The organism is Tistrella mobilis (genome assembly GCF_039634785.1).
Lineage (GTDB): Bacteria > Pseudomonadota > Alphaproteobacteria > Tistrellales > Tistrellaceae > Tistrella > Tistrella mobilis.
Genome location: NZ_JBBIAB010000008.1, coordinates 66406 through 82553 on the forward strand (window position 1 = coordinate 66406; position 16148 = coordinate 82553).

Genomic DNA, 16148 nt, shown 5'->3' on the forward strand with positions numbered 1-16148 from the left:
ATCACTCGAAGTTGGTGGTGAGCCAGCGCAGGTCGTTCGACAGCGCGCCCGAGGAGATGTGGCTTTCGAGCATCTTGAGGCGCATATAGGGGGAGTTGCGGAAATCGGCATCCGCGAAGCCCATGCGCTCCAGACCGTCCCGCAGCAGCTCGATCGACTGGTCCAGGGTCACCTGCGGCTGGTGATCAGGTGCCAGGCTGCGGAAGAGCGAGAAATCGACCTTGTAGGAACGCTTGTCCGGCTGCGCATCCTTGTTGATGCTGACCGAGGTGCCCGGAACATGGCGTGCGACGGCTTCGGCCAGATCGCGCACCTGATAGTTCCACTGGTCCGACCCTGCATTCACGATGAGGAAGGCGCCACCGTTGTCGGCGTGCCGCGTTGCGGCCCAGTCGATGGCACGTGCCATGTCCCGGACGTCGATCAGCGGGCGCCAGGGGCTGCCGTCAGACAGAACCGTGATCTCGCGCTTGGTGATCGCACAGGCGACGAAATCGTTGAGCACGAGATCCAGCCGCAGGCGATCGGACATGCCGCAGGCGGTGGCAAAGCGCAGGCAGGTGACGGTCATGTCGCCACGATCCATCGCCGCCAGGGCCTTCTCGGTACCGACCTTGGAACGGGCATAGGCGGTCTGGGGCGCCAGCTCGTCGGTTTCCTTGCGGGCGCCGCCCGGTGCGAAACCATAGACGCTGCAGCTGGACGCGAAGACGTAATTCTTCACACCGGCATCGCGGGCCTTGGCCGCAATCGCGATGCTGGCTTCCTGATTGATGTCGGTGGTCACCGACTCGAACTTGTTGCCCATCGGATCGTTCGAGACTGCGGCGAGATGCACGACCGCATCGGCCCCTTCGAAGACCTCCGCCGGCACGTCACGGACATCGCCGAAGATCTGCGCATTCAGCACGCGCTCGGGCGCATGAACCGCACCCGAATAGGCATGAGCGAAGAGGGCGCTGTCGTAGCCGACCAGAACGGCATCGGGGTAGGCGCGGCGCAGGTGACGGCCCACGATCGGGCCGACATATCCCTGGTTCCCCGTGATCACGATCTTCATACGTCGAAGGGTCCTTTTTCCTGATCGGTACGTCAGTACGCCAGATGACCGACAGAACTATGGCACGGCCGTCGAGCCAGCCGCCGGGGCGTGGTGCCGGCTGAAGTGAGATGTCGCCCAGGCGATTTGACGTCGGAAATCCCATGGGCAACGCAGTTCAAACCATCGTCGGTTCATACAAGAAAATCAGCCGTCGATCCAGGGACCTTCCGCACCGCAAACGGGGTGTTGACGGCTTACCCGTGCCCGGTGGAGAGCCTTGATGCGGCTGCGCCGCCTGCTGGCGGCGAGCACGGGAGTACGCAGATCAGTGGCCCGGGTCCTGGGGCATCTTTCTGTCATACACCTTTACAGACCGACCGATCGGTTGGTTAAATGGTGCTATGACACACAGCCCCGCCCTCGCCGACACCGTCGAGCCCTCTGTCCAGTCCCGTCGCGAACGTGGCGAGGACACCCGCGCCCGGCTGATCGAGGCCGCCGAGGCGGCCTTCGCCGAGCATGGCTTTCACGGCATCGGCGTGGCGGCCCTTGCCCGTGCCTGCGGCCTGGGTAATGCCGGGTTGCTGCATCATTTCCCCAGCAAGGCGCGGCTGTACGCGGCGGTGCTGGAGCGGGTGGCGGCAGAGGCGGACGGGCTGCTGGTGGCGGCGCTCGATGCCGCCGGCGCCGACCCGGGTGATCGTCTGACGGCGATGATCGGGGTTCAGGCCCGGTGGACGGCCGACCGGCCGGCGGCGGCGCGGCTGGTGCTGCGCGAGCTGCTGGACAATGTCGACCGGGTCGGCCGCGCCCGCCATCTGCCGCTCAAGCCCTATGTCACGCGGATGTGCGACGAGATCTCGGCGGGGCAGGCGGCGGGGCTGGTGGCGCGCGGGCCCGCGGTGGTGCCGCTGACCCTGCTGCTCGGCGCCTTCGCCTATGGCCTGGCGGTCAGGCCCACTTTTGCCCAGATGCGGCCGGAAGATGCCGTACTGGCCGAGGATGCCGGCTTCGTTGCGGCGATCGCCGCCGCGGCCCGGACGGCATTGTTTTCCGGAGGACGCGCCCATGAGTCTGACCCCCGCCGGCACCCTGCCGGCTGATCCGTCGCCCGGCCACGACATTGCCGACCGGCTGGAGCTGCTGCGCCGCGCCTGTGCCGGCCTGGCGGCCGGCCGGCCCGAGATGCCGGCGGCGCAGTTCGCAAACCCGGTCGCACGCTATGCCGATCCGGCACGGCTGGCGCAGGAGCAGCGGCTGATCCGACGCTTCCCGCAGGTGGCCGCCGCGGCCGGTGAGATGACGGAGCCCGGCGACTGGATCGCCCGCGACATCTCGGGCGTGCCGGTGCTGCTGGTGCGCGACCAGACGGGCCGGGTGAATGCCTTCATCAATGCCTGCCGCCATCGGGGCGTGCGCCTGGCGGCCGACGGCTGCGGTGCCGGCCGGCGCAGTTTCACCTGCCCCTATCACGCCTGGACCTACGGCACCGACGGCGCGCTCAAGGCGCTGCCCAAGGCCTATGGCTTTCCGGACCTGGACCGTGCCGGCCGCGGGCTGGTCCGGCTTGCGGTGGCCGAGCGGGCCGGGCTGATCTGGGTGGTGACCGATCCGGGCCTCGCCGATCGGCCGGTCGATCCGCTGCTCTCCGGGGTCGCCGACGATCTGGAGGCGCTGGGCTTTGCAAGCCATGTTCCCCATGCCCCGCGCGATCTGCCGCTCGCCTGCGACTGGAAGCTGGTGCTCGACGGCTCGTTCGAGGCCTATCACTTCAAGATCGCCCATCGGGACACGATCGCGCCCATGTTCGCCGACAACCTTCAGGTCATCGACGAGTTCGGCCTGAACCGGCGGCTCTATCTGGTCAAGGCGGGGCTGGATCCGGCAGATCCGCCGGCGGCCGAAAGCTTCGTCACCCGTGACTGGGGCAACATCTTCTATTTCGTCTTCCCCAACACCCTGATCCTGGTCCAGCCCGATCACGCCCAGGTGACCCGGGTGGAGCCGGCGGGGCCGGGGCAATGCGTGCTGCGCGAGGTGGCGCTGATTCCGGCGGCCCCGGACACTGAAAAGGCCGCCCGGCATTGGGCGCGCAATGTCGAGATCTATCGCGCGGCGCTGGGCGAGGATTACGCGCTGGCGGAATCCACCTGGTCGACGCTCGCCTCCGGCGCCAACGACACCCTGCTTTTCGGCGGCTATGAATTCGCCGCCGCCCGTTTCCACGATCAGCTGGAGGCGGAACTGGCCAGACTCAGAGGGTGAGGCTCAGAGGGTGAGACTCAGGGGGTGAGGCTCAGAGGGTGAGGCCGGCCGCCCTGAGAAGCCCGGGGATGTCGGCCGGATAGACCGGCGCGTCGGCATGGATCAGTTCGGCCGGGTGCCACCAGCGGTGGTCCGCCAGCACCCGGCGTTCCAGCTCGGTCCAGTTGTCCCGGACCAGGGTATGGCGGCCCGACAGGCGGATCAGGAAGAAGCGCTCTTCTGCGAGCACGATCTCGCCATCGCTCATCCGCAGCTCGACCTCGTGTTCGAAGACGGCGGGGCCGGGGTGGTCGACCACCAGCCCCACCTCTTCGTACAGCTCGCGCACGGCCGCCTGCTCGAAGCTCTCGCCCGGCTCCACCCCGCCGCCGGGCGTGGCCCAGCAGCCCTGGCCGGCCGTGGGGCCCGACAGGAAGGTGAAGCGGAAGAGCAGGATCCGCCCGTCCCCGTCGACGACGAAGAGCCGGGCGGCCGGGCGGCGGCGGCGTGCGGTCATCGGCCTGATCAGGGTTTCACGGCTTCAGGGCTTCACGGCCGCGGTGACGATCACCTCGACCCGGTATTCCGGCGCGGCCAGCTTCGCCTCGCCGGTGGCGCGGGCGGGGGTATGGCCGGGCACGACCCACTTGTCCCAGACCGCGTTCATCTCGGCGAAATCGGCCATGTCGGCCAGCCAGATGATCGCCTGAAGGATGCGGCTGCGGTCGCTGCCGGCCTTCTCCAGCAGGGCGTCGACCTCGGCCAGCGCGTCGGCGGTCTGCTCGGCGACGCTCTTGCCGGGCGTGCCGACCTGGCCGGCCAGCCAGACCATGCCGTTGTAGACGACCGCGTCGCTCATCCGCGGACCGGTGTCGATGCGGCGGATATCGGGGTTGGTGGCGTCGGTCATGGGATCGGCTCCTGGAAGTCTCCCGCCTGCGGGGAGAGGCAGTGGAATGACGGGGGCCGGATGGGGGTTCCGCCCGGCCCGGGATAGGTGTACCAGTGAGGCCGTCCCGCCGCCAAGCTTCCGGAGCCCGCGCCGCCCATGACCCCCACGGAAATCCGCGCCCGCGTGCTCCACCGCGATCGTCTGGTGGTGATCATCGACAAACCCGCCGGGCTGCCGGTCCATGCCGGCCCGCGCGGCGGGCCCAATCTGGAGCTTTACCTCGACGCGCTGCGCTTCGGCTACAAGGAGCAGCCGTCGCTGGCCCACCGGCTGGATCGCGACACCAGCGGCTGTCTGGTTCTGGGGCGCAATCGCCGGGCGCTGGCCAGGCTTGGCCGGATGTTCCAGGGCGGGCGGGTCGAAAAGGTCTATTGGGCCGTAACCGACGGCGTGCCGAAGGCGCCGGAGGGGCGGGTCGATGCGCCGCTGGCCAAGCGTACCCCCGGCCGGGGATGGAAAATGGTGGTCGATCCCGCAGGGCAGGCGGCGGTGACCGACTGGCGGGTGCTGGGCCAGGCCGGCGGCCGGGCCTGGATCGAATGCCGCCCGCGCACCGGCCGCACCCACCAGATCCGCGTGCACATGGCTCATCTGGGTTGCCCGCTGGTCGGCGACCCGGTCTATGCCGAGGGCGTGGGTGACGCCTTCGCCGACGAGATGCGCACGAAGCTGGGACCGATGCTGCTCCATGCCCGGGCGATCACCCTGCCGCTCTACCCCGATCAGCCGCCGGTCGAGGCGGTGGCGCCGGTGCCGGGCCATATGCGCCGGGCGCTGGAAGAGGTCGGCATGGACGGGGCCGCCGAGGATGCCTTCGCCCGCCGTCAGCGCGCCGAGGCACTGGCGGCTGCCGAGACGGCGCCTGCCGATGAAGAGCCGGTGGAGAAGCTGAAGAGCCGCCGCGGTCGCGGCTTCGAGGCGCCGCGCGGCCCCGGTTCCGGCCGCGGCGGTTTCGGCGGCCGCTGAACGGCCCCGTCTCGTATTCCGGCCTCGTTTTCTAGCCGGGCGTGTGGCAGGTCATGCCGGTGCTGCGGCCGCGCAGAGTGCACAGCCCGAGCGATCGCCACCCGGCGGGGCGGCCGGCAAGGTCGATGACGGTGTCGCTCGCCACCACCGCGAGTCCCCGTTCCTTCGCGATGCTTTCGATCCGCGCGGCGACGTTCACAGGGTCGCCGAGCACGGTGTAGTCCAGCCGCTCGTCGTCGCCGACCGGGCCGCAATAGACCGTGCCGGCATGCACGGCGACCGCCACGGCCGGATCGGGCAGGGCGGTGCCGATCCCGTCGGCGGCCAGGGCCTCGCGCGCCCAGGCACTGACGTCTGATGCCACCTCTCCGGCGGCGGTGAGGGCTGCGGCCGCGCCGGCATCGGGGGCCTCGGGCCCGGTCGCGCCGAACAGGACCAGGATGCCGTCGCCCACGAAGCCCGCGACCAGCCCGCCATGGGCGGTGACCACGCGGCGGACCCGGGCGCGGTAGTCGCCGATCCGGCGGCCCACGGTCTGTGGATCCAGCTTTTCGGCCAGCATGGTGGAGCCGCGCAGGTCGACGAAGATCATCGCAAGTCGGCGCCGGCCGCCAAGCCCGGTGGGATCGTCCCCGCTGCGCCCGACATCGGCGGCAATCTCGGCCGGCAGAAAGCGGCCGAGCCGGCCGGCGCGCGCCGCCTCGTCCACTGCCCGGGCGACGATCCGACGGTTGCGCCGGGCGGCGAAGGCGAGCACGCCGCCGGCCAGCGCCAGCATGACCAGCCGTGCGAGGTTTGGGGGCATGGCATGCATGCCGTTGATCTCGTCGGCGAGTGCTGCGGGATCGGGGGCGACCGTGCCGTCGGCCAGCATCGGCAGGCCCAGCGCCGCCACGGTCATGGCGGTGGCGATCAGGATCGCGCCGGCCCTGAGGCGGAGTGCCGCGATCGCCAGGATGACCGGCGCCAGCCAGACGGCGGTCAGCATCAGGGCGTAGTCGCCGGGCAGGGCGGTCAGCACCAGCCCGGCCAGGACCGAGGCGCAGAGCAGGCCGGCATCGACGGCGGGGAAGACCCAGGCCATCCAGCGCCGGTAGCGGCCCCGCCGTGCCAGCAGCACGCCGGCCCCGCCGGCCAGGCCGAAAGCGATCAGGGTTGTAAGGGCGATGACCAGCCGGGTGCTGACCGCCCCCGAAAAGATCATCGCCGGTTGCAGGATCAGCAGCGGCCCGACCAGCGAGCAGAGCAGCACGGTCGCAATGGCGATGCGCAGCCAGCCGCCCAGCCGCTCGGCTGCGCGTTCCGCGGCATCGATCCCGTCCGAGGGCGGCGGGGCCAAGGCGTCACCCCTGCCTGACGGCATCGGCAAGGCGTGCGGCGATGCCGGCAAGCTCGGCGGGTTCCGCCCGCGGCATGGGCCGGACGGTGATGTCGGGCTCGGCGATCTGACGCTTTGAGAGCACGTCGGTCACCTCGACCATGGGGAAGACATGGGCATGGGTGTGCGCGACATCGATGCCGGTGAAGGCGAAGGCCACCCGCGGCACCTGCCAGATCCGCTTCATTTCGCGGGCGAGACGCTGGCCGAGATCGACGATGCGCGCCGCGGTGGCGGGTGGCAGATCCTCGAAATAGGCATGATGCGCCCGCGGGATGATCAGGGTATGGCCGGGCCGGATGGGCTGGATGTCCATGAAGGCCATGATCTCCTCGTCCTGATGGACGAGATGGGTGGGCAGGCGGCCATCGGCGATGGCGCAGAACAGGCAGGTGGTCGGGGTATCGGTCATCGGGGCGTCCGTTCGCGGCGGAGGGGAGCGGCGCAGGGGATGCGCCGCGGCCCGCATTGATACGCGCCCGAGAGTATAGTCCGACGCGCCCGCCGGACCGAAGCCCGTGCGTGTCACCAGATCCGGCTGGTCACGGTCGCCTGCGCGATGAGCTGCCCGTCGGGGTCGTGGATCTCGACCGAGGTCACCGTGCCGCTGCGGCTGCGCGACAGCACCCGGGTGCTGGTTTCCAGATCGCAGCCATCGGCCGGGCGCAGATAGTTGACGACCAGGGTCTGTGTGGCACCTCCGCGGGCCGTGGTCGGGTCCACCCCTGAGAAAGAGGCGGCGGCCCCGGCGATATCGGCCAGGGTGGCGATGACCCCACCATGGACGATCCTGTCGACGGTGACGTTCTCCATGGCGAAGGCCAGGCGCAACCGCACGTCGCCGGGTGCCAGACGGGTGACCGTAATCCCCAGATGGCGGGCGATGGGCGAGGCGATCAGCAGTTTGCGGACCAGGGTTTCGATATGCGGGTCGATCGCGGCGGTCGGGGTCATGGCGCGGCCTTTCGGATGGGGTGTGGTCTTCCATCTCGCCACCCCTGCCATGCCGGACTCCATGACCCCGCAGGTAATGCGGCGCGATTCGCCTGCTGGGAAATAGATCACAGGTTGTTTTTAAAAGGGGTGGTGTCTACTCTCGGGATCGGGATCACTTGCCGCGACGGGGGACGGATGACGGCGATCGAGATGACGGCCGCAGCAGGGACGGCTGCGCCCACACGGCCGATGAGCGGTGCGGCCGCCGGACTGGATGCGGCACTGGGCTGGGCCGCGACCCGTGCCCTGGCCGAAGCGATCCGGGGCGGGACGTTCGAGCGGCTGGCCGCCGGTCGGGCGGATCCGACCGAACTGGCCGCCGCGGTCGGGTTGCCGGTCGATCGCCTGCTGGCCCAGCTTGCGGCGCTTGGCGCCCAGGGCCTGGTGCAGCTTGAAGAGGATGGCCGCGTTCAACTGGCGGACCATGCCGGCGAGGTGGCCCGGGCGGCTGCCGTGGTGCTGGGCGGCGGTGTGCCCGCAGCGCCGCCGCGGCTCGACTGGCCGATCCTGGATCCGGCCCTCGGCGCCTGGGCGGCCGCGGCCCTGGCCCCGGCGGGGCGCTGGCTGGTGCTGGGCGGCGATGCCGGCTTCGTCCGAAGCTTCGGCGAGGGGCTCGATCTCAGCCATCTGGCCGAAGGCGCGCCGGAGTTCGGTGCCGCCCTGGCCGGCGAGGACTGGCCGGTGGGGCTCGACGGGGTGCTGATCCTGCGCGGCCTGGGCCGCAGCGCCAAGACGGCGATTTCGGCGGTCATCGAGGCGGCCGAAGAGGCGCTGCATCCCGGCGGCTGTTTCGCCTGCCTCGATCTGGTGCTCGACGACGATTACGCCGGCCCCCGCCATGCCGGGCTCTGGGCTTTTGCCCAGGCCGATCTGGGCGGAGAGGCGCCGCCGCTGACCCTGAACTTCCTGGGCTTGCGGCTGGCCGAGCTGTGCTTCACCCCGCCGGTCGCGGCCGAGGCACCGGATGGCGTCCATCGTCTGATCTGGAGCCGGCGCGACTGATCGACGCCCCGTCTGCGGTGGCCTTGCCGTCGACGCGCGGGTCGGCGATGCTGCAGGCATGGCCCGTCACGAGCACAGATCCGCGCCGCCCGTTCCCACCCGCCCCGGCCTTCATGCGCGGCGGCGGCGGGCGCTTGCCCTGGGCCTGGCCCTGGCGGCAGGGCTGGGTGCCGCGGCTGTTGTGGCGCTGGAAGTCGATGGGCCGCTGCGCCAGCTGCTCGGTCTTGACTATCGCGCCGCCGGCCACGTGGTCCGTCGCTTCCCCGATGCCTCAGGCTCCGATGCGGAGGCACGGGCGGCGCTTTATGCGGCCCTTGCCGAAATGCCGTCCGAGCTCGATCCCGACGACCCCCGCAAGGTGCGCGAGGGGGCGGCGATCTATGCCGATGCCTGTGCCGCCTGCCATGGCGCGGACCTCTCGGGGGCAGAGGACTGGCGAACCCGCCTGCCCTCGGGGCGCCTGCCCGCCCCGCCGCACGACGCCACAGGCCATAGCTGGCATCATCCGGACCAGCACCTCTTTGCCCTGACGGCGCTCGGCCCCGGGCCGTTTGCACCGCCGGGCTATGAAAGCGACATGCCGGCCTTCCGCGACCGGTTGAGCGACGACCAGATCTGGGCCGTGCTCTCTTTCATCAAGAGCCGCTGGCCGGCCGATATTCGTGCCGCCCATGACCGCATTTCGGCAGGCATGGCCCGATGACCGCGCCCCGCATGACGTCACCGTCCTTTGCCGACCCCCGCCTGACCGATCCGGCGGGCTGGCGGCGGCTGGTGCCCTGGCTCGATATCGGGGGGCAGGCTGCTGTCTCTCCCGCGCGGCTCGGCGAGGAAGATCTGGCCCGGGCCGCCGACGGGCTGCACGACCATGGTTGGTTTGCGCTGCCGCCGGTGCTGCCGGCCGGGCTTATCGACGATCTGCGCCGTGGCCTGCTGCGGCTGAAGACGGCCGGATGGCCGCCGGTCTTCATTCATGTGTTCGATCAGGCCTGGGCCCTGCAGGCCGCCCTGGCGCCGCTTGGCGCCCATCTGCTGGGGGAGCGGTTCGCGGTGCTGCCGCATCTCTGGGCCTGGGTCGTGCCGCCGGTCGATGGGGCCCGCGGCTGGCCGGGGCATCGGGATCTGATCGGACGAAGCGTGTTTCCGGGCGGCATCCACATGACCCTGAGCTTCTGGGTACCGCTGGCCGATGCCGGGCTCGACAATGGCTGCATGCGGGTGGTGCCGCGCGAGGTGGAGCGCAGCCTGCCGGCGCCGCTCGAGACCCTGATCGCCGAGGGGCGGCTGCCGCAGGAGCCCGAAGAGATCGGCCTGGCACTGCCCGCCGCTGCCGGATCGGTCCTGGGCTGGCGGCAGGACCTCTATCACTGGTCGGGACGCGCCCGGGCGGACGCTGCCGGACCGCGGATCAGCATTGCGATCGAGATGCAGAACACGGCCTTCGACCCGGTGGCTGAACCGCTGATCCGGCCGGACACGCCGCCGGACATGCAGACGCGTGTGGATCTGATCCTCCGCGCACTCGGAACCTATGCACGCATGGAGCGCATCCCCGATCGTCTGCCGATTGAAACTCTCGCGCAAGAATTTCAATAAAAAATCGCCCGAGGCATGTGTGGCGAATTAAACGCGAGAGTTAATTTGAACGCGGATTGATTGCGTTCAAATCGTGTGAACAAATCTATGAAATTCCGCGCAACCCCGTTGCGCCGGCACCCTTGCCATTGTGCTTTTGGTGCCGAGGGCTATATTCAGGCCGACATTATACCCAGTCGACGCCTCCGCGCGGTGTCGCGCGGAGCGGCTCAAGGAGTCTTACCGCATGACCGAGAACACCGCCGTCCGTGCTGGTACCGTCACCATCACCGACGATATCAGCGGACAGAGCCACGAGCTGCCGATCTTCGGCGGCACCGCGGGCAACAAGGTGATCGATATCCGCACCCTCGGCGGCAAGACCGGCTATTTCACCTTCGACCCCGGCTTCATGGCCACGGCGTCCTGCGAGAGCAAGATCACCTTCATCGACGGCGACAAGGGCGAGCTGCTCCATCGGGGCTATCCGATCGACCAGCTCGCCACCCAGAGCAACTTTCTGGAAGTCGCCTATCTGCTGCTGAACGGTGATCTGCCGAACAAGGACGAATACGCGACCTTCGAGCGCAACATCACCCGCCACACCATGCTGCACGAGCAGCTGACGAAGTTCTTCACGGGCTTCCGTCGCGACGCGCATCCGATGGCGGTGATGGTGGGCGTGGTCGGCGCGATGTCGGCCTTCTATCACGACAGCACCGACATCAACGATCCGGCGCATCGTATGATCGCGTCGCATCGTCTGATCGCCAAGGTCCCGACCATCGCGGCGATGGCCTACAAGTATTCGATCGGCCAGCCCTTCGTGTATCCGCGCAACGACCTGGGCTATGCCGAGAACTTCCTGCACATGATGTTCTCGGTGCCGTGCGAGACTTATGAGGTGAACCCGGTTCTGGCCAAGGCCATGGATCGCATCCTGATCCTGCACGCCGATCACGAGCAGAACGCCTCGACCTCGACCGTGCGTCTCGCCGGCTCGTCGGGTGCCAATCCCTTCGCCTGCATCGCGGCCGGCATCGCCTGCCTCTGGGGCCCCGCTCATGGCGGCGCCAACGAGGCGGTGATCAAGATGCTGGAAGAGATCGGCTCGGCCGACCGGATCGGCGAGTTCGTGAAGCGCGCCAAGGACAAGGACGATCCGTTCCGCCTGATGGGCTTCGGTCACCGCGTCTACAAGAACTTCGATCCGCGTGCGACCATCATGCGCCAGACCTGCCACGAGGTTCTGGGCGAGCTGGGCATCAAGGACGAGCCGCTGCTCGACATCGCCATGAAGCTCGAGAAGATCGCGCTGGAGGACGAGTACTTCGTGGAGCGCAAGCTCTACCCGAACGTCGACTTCTATTCGGGCATCATCCTGCGTGCCATGGGCATCCCGACCAGCCTGTTCACCGTGCTGTTCGCGGTGGCCCGCACCGTCGGCTGGGTCGCCCAGTGGAAGGAGATGATCGAGGATCCCACCCAGAAGATCGGTCGTCCCCGTCAGCTCTATACCGGCGCTGCCGCCCGCGACTATGTGGCGATGAACGCGCGCTGATCCGGCCCGCCCCATCCCACGCCTGCACCACCCCCGGAGCAATGCTCCGGGGGTGGTGTCGTTTCGGGGGTGATTCTGCATCCTGCAGTTATGCGAATCGCGCGCTGCGCGTGTGTGATGGCAGTGAATGCGACCGTCGCGCGCCGGCGCCTGCGATGCTAATCTGTGATCGGGGAGGGCCGTTCAAGGCGCCTCCACGAGGCAGGAGGTCGTCCGGCGGATGGATCGACGGATCTGGGGGCTGACATTCGCGATGGCCGCAATCGGCCTGGCGTTGATCCAGCTCGTACGGGTCGAGGATGAGCGGCGGGATGCAGTGACGGAGGCCACGCGACAGCTGGGCCGCGATGCCGCATCGGCAGAGATTGCGATCACCGGACTGCTGCGTGGCGCCTCGGCAAGGCTCGATCGCCTGGCGCTGGAGCTTGCACCCCTGCTTCGCGGGGGCAAAGAGGCCGACCTCGCCACCCGGCTTCACACGCAGCTTGCGCCGGACCTTCAGGGCTGCACCCTGCGTGTGACCGATGGCGCCGGCCGGATTCTGGTGCAGCTGGGGGAGGTTCTGCCCCTGGCCCCCTCGGGCCTGCTGGCGGTCACCGTTCACGACCGCACCACCCCACCCCCGCCCGAAGCCGTTCCAAGGCTGATGGCAAGCGGGTTGTTCATCGCAGCCGACCGGGACCGGGTGGTGCTCAGTCGTCCGATCGGCGACCCGTCGGAGACCGGCCGCAGCGGACGGCCCGAGGGTGTGGTGGTCATGCTGCTCGGCCGATCCGTGTTCCGGCAGATCGCCGACCAGCTGATCCCCGACCGCGACACCGCGGTCACCCTTGCCGATGGGGCGGGCGGCCGGATCGTGGTGACCGGCGGGCGCCCGGCCACGGCCGATGCGGATCTGGTGGAACGGCAGGTCGATGCCTTCCCCCTGCGGCTGATCGCGGCCCGCACCATCGCCCCGGCCCAGGCCGGCTGGGGATGGCTGGCGGGCAATCTGGGCTCCGGTTTGCTGATCGGCCTGCTGGCCGGGGCGGCCGCGGCTCTGCTGCTCGCGCCTGCCCGCCGGCAGGACGCGGCCCGTGCGCGCCCCCGAGAGGGCGATGCGACGGTGATGCGCGGGCTGGAACTTGCGCGGGCGGCCGTCTGGCAGCATGACGCGCGCACGCGCCATGTCAGCGTTCTGCCCGGGCTGCCGGCACTCGGTATCGGCGTGATCGGCACGGCGGATCTGTTCGAACGGATCGCCGCCCCTGAACGCCAGGCGCTGCTCGCGGCGCTGGCTGATCTGGGGGCGGGGCGCCGCGGTGCGCTCGACATGGTGCTGACGGTGCCGTCGCAGAGCGGTGGCGCGCCGCGCTATCTGCGGGTGGTGGGCGGGGGCCTGCCCGAGGGGGGCCGCTCGACCGGCCTGATCCACGACATCACCGAAACCGAGGTGGCGCTGCGTCGGGCCGATGACCGGCTGCGATCCCTGACCGAGATCCAGTCGCTGGCGGGCATCGCGTCCTGGAGCTGGCCGATCGGCGCACCCCGGGTCTGGTGCGCGAACGAGCTGTTTTCCGCCTTCGGGCTGGACAGCCCGCCCGACGGGGCGATCGATGCGCCGCAATTCCAGGCCATGGTGCTGGCGGAAGACCGTCCGCGGGTGCGGGAGGCATTGCGCCGGGCCCGGCGCGGCACGGTGTCGGCGCTCGATTTCCGCCTGCTGCGCATCGATGGCCGGATCGTGCGGATGCATGGTGCCGCGGCCCCGGGTTTCGACGATGACGGGCAGGTGGTGCGCATAAACGGCGCGCTTGCGGTCGACCCGGGCCCCCACCCGTCGGATGCGGCGAAACCGGAGACCGGCTTGCATCCATAGCCCGGACGGGTCAGGCTCGGAGCCGAGTTTCCGCCAGCCGCCGATGGAGAGGCCTGCATGACCGTCACCACCCCGCTCCGTGTCTGTGTCGCCGGTGTCACCGGCTGGACCGGCGGCGAGATCGCCCGCGCGGTCGCCGCTGCCGCCGATCTCGACCTCGCCGGCGGCATCGCCCGCTCCGCCGCCGGCCGCAGGCTGGACGAGCTGGTGCCGGGGGCCCTGCCCGGGGTGGAGGTTGCGGCGGATGTCGAAACGGCCCTTGCCGCAGGCGGGATCGACGTCCTGGTCGACTACACCCATCCATCGGCCGTCGCCGCCCATGCCGAGGCGGCGCTGGCACGCGGTGTCCATGTGGTGATCGGTACCTCCGGCCTGGATGCGGCGGCCTATGAGCGGATCGCCGCCGCGGCGCAGGCCGCCGGCCGCGGCGTGGTCGCCAGCGGCAATTTCGCCATCACCGCGGCGCTCGCCACCCGCTTCTCGCTGATCGCCGCCCGCTATATCCCGCATGTGGAGGTGGTGGAGATCGCAGGTCCCGCCAAGCCGGATGCGCCGTCGGGCACCGCGCGGGAACTGGCCGAGCGGCTGGGGCGGGTCGCGCGGCCCGAGATGCCCCAGGGCACCGTGCCGGTGGCCCCCGACAAGGTGCTGGGCGATCCGGCGCTGCGCGGCGGCACGATCGGCGGGGTCCAGGTGCATTCGCTGCGCCTGCCCAGCTATGCCGCGTCGATCGATGCCCATTTCGCTGTCGCCGGCGCGCGGCTGGTGATCTCTCACGATGCCGGCAAGGATGCCAAGGCCTATGTCGACGGCACCCTGCTCGCGATCCGCAAGGTGCCCGAGGTGACCGGGCTGGTGCGTGGCCTCGACGTGCTGCTCTTCGGTCCCGATGACGCGGCGGCGGGGGCGCCGGCATGACCGCGAAGACCGAAATCGGCGGGGCCGAGCGCAGCATCACCCTCGACCGGGCGATCCGGCACGGCACCTTCATCCTGATCACCCTCGCCACCCTGCTGTGTCTGATCCTGGGGGTTACGGTCGAGGCGGAGATCCTGTGGGCCTTGGTGGTGCTGGTGCCGCTGGTGGTGCTCGGCATCGTCGATCTCGGTCAGGAACGCCATGCGATCCGCCGCAATTATCCGGTGGTCGGCCATCTGCGCTGGGCGTTCGAGGCGCTCCGGCCCTATCTGCGCCAGTACATCGTGGAAGACGATCTGGAAGGCCGTCCCTATGACCGGCTGGCCCGCAGCCTGGTCTACGAGCGCGCCAAGGGCGACGAGGACGCCCAGCCGCTCGGCACCCAGCTCGACGTCTACGCCCCCCGCTACGAGGCGATCGTGCACTCGATCGCCCCCCACCCGGTGGCGACGGAACCCTTTCGGGTGAAGGTGGGAGGGCCGCAATGCACGAAGCCCTACCACGCCCAGGTGCTCAATATCTCGGCCATGAGCTTCGGCTCGCTCAGCGCGCGTGCGATCGAGGCCCTGAACCTGGGCGCCGCCCGCGGCGGCTTCTATCACGACACCGGCGAAGGCGGGCTCAGCCCCTATCACCGCATGCATGGCGGCGATCTGGTCTGGGAGCTGGGATCGGGCTATTTCGGCTGCCGTGACGAGCATGGCCGATTCGATCCCGACCTCTTTGCCGAGACCGCCCGGCTCGATCAGGTGAAGATGATCGAAATCAAGCTGAGCCAGGGCGCCAAGCCCGGCCATGGCGGCATGCTGCCCGGGCCGAAGGTGACGGCCGAAATCGCCGCCACCCGCAAGGTGCCGGAAGGTGTCGACTGCATCTCGCCGGCACGGCATTCCGCCTTCGACGACCCCGAAGGCATGATGCATTTCGTGGCCCGGCTGCGGGAGCTGTCGGGCGGCAAGCCGGTGGGGATCAAGCTTTGTGTCGGCCAGCCGCACGAGATCTTCGCCATCGTCAAGGCGATGCGCAGCACCGGCATTCTGCTCGATTTCATCGTGGTCGACGGTGCCGAAGGCGGGACCGGTGCGGCGCCGCGGGAATTCTCGGACCATCTGGGCCTGCCGCTGCGCGAAGGGCTGGTGCTGGTGCGCAATGCCCTGGTCGGTGCGGCCCTGCATCCGCATGTGCGCATCGGCGCCGCCGGCAAGATGGTCAGCGCCTTCGACATCGCCGCGGCGCTTGCGACCGGCGCCGACTGGTGCAATGCCGCCCGGGCCTTCATGTTCTCGATCGGCTGCGTGCAGTCGGTGAAGTGCCATACCGGGCGCTGCCCGACCGGCGTTGCGACCCAGGATCCGGATCGCCAGAAGGGGCTGGTGGTCGAAGACAAGGCCGAGCGGGTGCGCCGCTTCCAGTCGCGCACGGTGCATGCCCTGGCGGAACTGGTCGCCGCGGCCGGGCTGGACCATCCTTCCGACCTGGAACCGCGCCATCTGCTGCACCGGCGGTCCCCTAACGAGATCGTGCCGATGGACCGGCTTTATCCCTTCCTGACCCCCGGTGCGCTGATCGATGCGCCGGATGCCACACCCTATGCCTCGGACTGGGCGGCAGCGGATCCTGCGAGTTTCGCGCCACGCCGCGCCGCCTGAAGCGGGA

At 69.7% G+C, this 16148-nt stretch carries 16 protein-coding genes; 10 read left to right on the plus strand and 6 right to left on the minus strand.

All coding sequences use genetic code 11. From position 1 onward, the window contains the following. Position 1 precedes the first annotated feature (1 nt). On the minus strand, positions 2-1060 hold the full coding sequence (locus WI697_RS13310; RefSeq protein WP_345958800.1) for an NAD-dependent epimerase/dehydratase family protein: 1059 nt from the start codon (positions 1058-1060) through the stop codon (positions 2-4). A gap of 383 nt (positions 1061-1443) precedes the next feature. On the opposite strand from WI697_RS13310, the gene WI697_RS13315 reads away from it, so the two are divergent. Continuing rightward, entirely contained in the window at positions 1444-2145 is a 702-nt protein-coding gene (locus WI697_RS13315; protein ID WP_345958801.1) for a TetR/AcrR family transcriptional regulator, read from the plus strand. After that, positions 2111-3307: an aromatic ring-hydroxylating oxygenase subunit alpha gene (locus tag WI697_RS13320; protein WP_345958802.1), complete on the plus strand. Its 1197-nt coding sequence runs from the start codon at positions 2111-2113 to the stop codon at positions 3305-3307. The genes WI697_RS13315 and WI697_RS13320 overlap by 35 nt, the downstream gene beginning before the upstream one ends. Positions 3308-3338: 31 nt before the next feature. On the opposite strand, the gene WI697_RS13325 is transcribed toward WI697_RS13320, so the two are convergent. Next, on the minus strand, positions 3339-3803 hold the full coding sequence (locus WI697_RS13325) for an NUDIX hydrolase (RefSeq protein ID WP_062761933.1): 465 nt from the start codon (positions 3801-3803) through the stop codon (positions 3339-3341). 24 nt (positions 3804-3827) lie between these two features. Beyond that, the gene (locus WI697_RS13330; protein WP_014746551.1) at positions 3828-4196 is read right to left on the minus strand and encodes a RidA family protein; all 369 of its coding nucleotides are present in this window, start codon (positions 4194-4196) and stop codon (positions 3828-3830) included. 138 nt (positions 4197-4334) lie between these two features. Between WI697_RS13330 and WI697_RS13335 the strand changes: the two genes are divergently transcribed. Continuing rightward, positions 4335-5204, plus strand: coding sequence for an RluA family pseudouridine synthase (locus WI697_RS13335; protein WP_062761934.1), 870 nt, complete (start codon positions 4335-4337; stop codon positions 5202-5204). 31 nt (positions 5205-5235) lie between these two features. Here WI697_RS13335 and WI697_RS13340 read toward each other — a convergent pair whose 3' ends face one another. The 3 genes from WI697_RS13340 to WI697_RS13350 all read right to left on the minus strand — a co-directional run bounded on the left by WI697_RS13340 (position 5236) and on the right by WI697_RS13350 (position 7536). Then, a complete protein-coding gene (locus WI697_RS13340) occupies positions 5236-6543 on the minus strand; it encodes an adenylate/guanylate cyclase domain-containing protein (RefSeq protein ID WP_345958803.1) in 1308 nt (435 codons plus the stop codon). A 4-nt stretch (positions 6544-6547) separates the two neighbouring features. Beyond that, the gene (locus WI697_RS13345) at positions 6548-6994 is read right to left on the minus strand and encodes an HIT family protein (protein WP_062761936.1); all 447 of its coding nucleotides are present in this window, start codon (positions 6992-6994) and stop codon (positions 6548-6550) included. 113 nt (positions 6995-7107) lie between these two features. Further along, positions 7108-7536 (minus strand): PaaI family thioesterase, encoded by a 429-nt coding sequence (locus WI697_RS13350; RefSeq protein ID WP_197465051.1) that lies wholly within the window; start codon positions 7534-7536, stop codon positions 7108-7110. A gap of 177 nt (positions 7537-7713) precedes the next feature. On the opposite strand from WI697_RS13350, the gene WI697_RS13355 reads away from it, so the two are divergent. From WI697_RS13355 to WI697_RS13385, 7 genes are all read left to right on the plus strand, one after another. Beyond that, on the plus strand, positions 7714-8580 hold the full coding sequence (locus WI697_RS13355; RefSeq protein WP_156503030.1) for a hypothetical protein: 867 nt from the start codon (positions 7714-7716) through the stop codon (positions 8578-8580). 58 nt (positions 8581-8638) lie between these two features. Further along, positions 8639-9283: a c-type cytochrome gene (locus WI697_RS13360; protein ID WP_345958804.1), complete on the plus strand. Its 645-nt coding sequence runs from the start codon at positions 8639-8641 to the stop codon at positions 9281-9283. Continuing rightward, complete coding sequence (locus tag WI697_RS13365) at positions 9280-10176, plus strand: phytanoyl-CoA dioxygenase family protein (RefSeq protein WP_345958805.1); 897 nt, start codon at positions 9280-9282, stop codon at positions 10174-10176. Before WI697_RS13360 ends, WI697_RS13365 begins: the two co-directional genes overlap by 4 nt. 226 nt (positions 10177-10402) lie before the next feature. After that, the gene (gene gltA / locus WI697_RS13370) at positions 10403-11716 is read left to right on the plus strand and encodes a citrate synthase (RefSeq protein WP_345958806.1); all 1314 of its coding nucleotides are present in this window, start codon (positions 10403-10405) and stop codon (positions 11714-11716) included. A gap of 220 nt (positions 11717-11936) precedes the next feature. Further along, positions 11937-13574 carry a PAS domain-containing protein gene (locus WI697_RS13375; protein WP_345958807.1) on the plus strand — a complete coding sequence of 546 codons (1638 nt, stop codon included), beginning with the start codon at positions 11937-11939 and terminating at the stop codon, positions 13572-13574. Positions 13575-13631: 57 nt separating this feature from the next. Then, positions 13632-14492 (plus strand): 4-hydroxy-tetrahydrodipicolinate reductase, encoded by an 861-nt coding sequence (dapB, locus tag WI697_RS13380; RefSeq protein WP_345958808.1) that lies wholly within the window; start codon positions 13632-13634, stop codon positions 14490-14492. Continuing rightward, positions 14489-16141 carry an FMN-binding glutamate synthase family protein gene (locus tag WI697_RS13385; protein ID WP_345958809.1) on the plus strand — a complete coding sequence of 551 codons (1653 nt, stop codon included), beginning with the start codon at positions 14489-14491 and terminating at the stop codon, positions 16139-16141. Before dapB ends, WI697_RS13385 begins: the two co-directional genes overlap by 4 nt. Positions 16142-16148: the final 7 nt, after the last annotated feature.